The sequence below is a fragment of the Archangium sp. genome (assembly GCF_036389735.1).
In the GTDB taxonomy this organism is placed as follows: domain Bacteria; phylum Myxococcota; class Myxococcia; order Myxococcales; family Myxococcaceae; genus Archangium.
The window spans coordinates 1-2756 of record NZ_DASVWK010000485.1 but is presented as its reverse complement, the minus strand read 5'-3'; the positions used below and the strand labels follow the sequence as shown (position 1 = coordinate 2756).

Here is a 2756-nt window from a genome sequence, read left to right as displayed (position 1 = left end):
GGACTCGCTCGGGGTGCGCTCCACGCAGATTGGCCGCATCGTGGACGTCATCCAGGAGATCGCCGACCAGACGAACCTGCTGGCGCTCAACGCCGCCATCATCGCCGCCCAGGCCGGTGAGCAGGGCCGCCCCTTCGGCGTGGTGGCGGACGAAATCCGCGGCCTGGCCGAGCGCACCGCGCGCTCCACGCGTGAGATCGCCACCATGGTGGGCGGCATCCGCCGGGAGGTGGACACGACGGTGTCGCTGGTGAAGGAGGGCCGCGAGCAGGCCGGCACGGGCGTGCAGTTGGGCGACCGGGCCGCCAAGGCGCTGATGGAGATCCGCACCATCACCCAGCGTACCTTCTCGGCGGTGGAGGCGACGCTGGCGGAGACGAAGCGACTGGAGGCGCAGGGCTCCACGGTGGTGGATGCCAGCCGGCGGGTGGCGCGGCGCGTGGACGACGTGACGCGGGCGGCCCTCGAGCAATCGACGCACGGGCGCGAGCTGGTGCATCAGACGCAGCAGATGGCGAAGCTGGCGCAGGAGGCCTCGCGCAAGGCGGAGGGCCAGGCGCGCACGGGCCGGACCCTGGCCGACTCGGTGGTGCGGCTGAGCTCGGCCATCGAGGAGATTCGCGCGGCGCACGACGTGCTGATGCGCGGGGACTCGACCATCGGCGAGGAGGTGGAGCGGGTACGCGAGGACGCGCTCCAGGTCATCCGCATCGGCGACGGACTGAGCCGCACGGCGGAGCAACTGGCGCACGAGGCGGCCAGCCTGGACAGTGAGGTGTTCCGCTTCCAGCTTCCCATTCCGAAGCAGGGAGGGACGCTCCGGGTGGGCATCCACCAGACGGCGAACTTGAGCGCGGTGGGCCGGTTGGACCCGCTCTTCGGCGTGGAGATCCAGTCCGTGGAGATAGGGTCCTGCGTCTTCACGGGCCTGCTGCGGCAGCAGGATGGCCGGCTCGTGGCGGACCTGGCCGAGCGCTGGGAGGCGGACCCCTCGGCGCGCCGCTACCGCTTCCGCCTGCGCCCGGGCGTCACCTTCCACGATGGGCAGCCGCTGAGCGCGCGCGACGTGAAGCGCCACTTCGAGCGGCTGCTGGACCCGGAGATGAAGTCCCCGGAGCGCGGCCTGCTGGAGGACGTGCAGGGCGCGAAGGCGTTCGCGGAGGGCAAGGTGCGCGAGGTGGTGGGCATCGAGGTGCTGGACGACCTGACGCTCGAAATCCGGCTGGAGGAGTCCAAGGCCTTCTTCCTCCAACTGATGGCGCAGACCCCCTCGGCGGTGGCTCGTGTGGACTCGCGAGGCCAGGTGCTGGGCACGGGTCCCTTCCGGGTGGTGGACTTCGGCACGGACCGCATCGTGCTCGAGCGTCACCCCACCTACTGGCGCAAGGAGCAGCCCCTGCTGGACCGGCTCGAGTTCCACCTCATGGGCTCTCGCGAGGAGACCCTCGCGGCCCTGCGGGAGGGGACGGTGGACGTCGTCTCGTACCTGAACGCCACGCACGTGGAGGAGCCCGAGCGCGAGGGCCTCCAGGTGGTGACCGGCATCACGCACTCCACGTCGCTGCTCGGCTTCAACCTGCGCGAGGCCCCCTATAACGACGTGCGGGTGCGACAGGCCCTGCGGGCGGGGCTGGACATCGCGGGGCTGGTGGACCGCTTCCACCGGGGAGCGCGGCTGGCGGGCACGCTGACGCCACCGGAGCTGCTGGGCGAGGAGACCCTGCCGTCCGAGCCCCGCCAGGAGCTCGCGCTCGCCGAGCGCCTGCTGCGCGAGGCCGGAGTGCGTCGGGTGCCCGTGACGATCTACCAGACGGTGGGGCGCGACACGTCGGAGGAGGATGCCGTCCTGTTCCACCCGCTGGTGGAGGCGGGGCTGGTGGAGCTGCGGCACGAGGAGGTGAGCGCGGAGGAGTTCGCCGAGCGGCGGCGCACGGGGCGGCTGCCGGTCTTCCGGCTGCACTGGGTCGCCGACTTCCCGGACGCGGACAACTTCCTCCACTTCCTGCTGAACTCGCAGGCGCAGGCGGTGTACCCGCTGGGCTACCGCAACGACGAGCTGGACAAGCTCACGGCGGAGGCGCGCGTCACCATCGACCCGGAGCAGCGCAAGCAGCTCTACCGGCGCGCGGAGCGGCTGGCCTACCAGGACTGCCCCCTCGTTCCCCTCTTCCACCCTGGCGTCTACGCGGCGGCGAGTGGACACGTGCAGGGGCTGCGGTTGCACCAGATACCTCCGCAGGTACGCTTCGAGGAGCTGTGGTTGGACACGGTGGAGGACGCATGAGCACGAAGCCTCGAGTCCTGCTGGTCGGCGCGGGGGCCGTTGGTCAGGTCTTCGGGAAGTACCTCCAGGCGGCCGGTTGCGACGTCTCCTTCCTGGTGAAGGAGAAGTACGCCGAGGAGGCCCGCCAGGGCTTCACCCTCTATGAGCTCGGTCTGCTCGACCGGGATTACGAGCCGACCTCCTTCTCCGGGTTCGAGGTGCTCGTCTCCCACCAGGAGGTAGCGGCCCGGCGGTGGGAGCAGGTCTGGCTGTGCGTGTCCTCGACGGCGCTGCGGGCCGGCGACTGGGTGGACGCGCTCGCCCGGGCCACGGGCGAGGCCACCTGGGTCATGCTCCAACCGGCGCTCGCGGACCGGGACTGGCTGCAACAGAGGGTGCCCCCGGAGCGGCTCGTCTCCGGCATGATTCCCTTCCTCAGCTTCCAGGCGCCCTTGAAGCCCGGAGACCCGGTCCCGAAGCCGGGCACGGCGTT

The 2756-nt window shown here is 71.2% G+C and carries 2 protein-coding genes; both read left to right on the top strand.

Translation table 11 applies throughout. The features are described from left to right. Positions 1–2284 (top strand): ABC transporter substrate-binding protein (locus VF794_RS17240; RefSeq protein ID WP_331111753.1); only part of this gene is annotated, 2284 nt, incomplete at its 5' end. Beyond that, a partial coding sequence (locus VF794_RS17235; RefSeq protein WP_331111752.1) for a ketopantoate reductase family protein occupies positions 2281–2756 on the top strand: 476 nt, incomplete at its 3' end. The genes VF794_RS17240 and VF794_RS17235, both read left to right, overlap by 4 nt.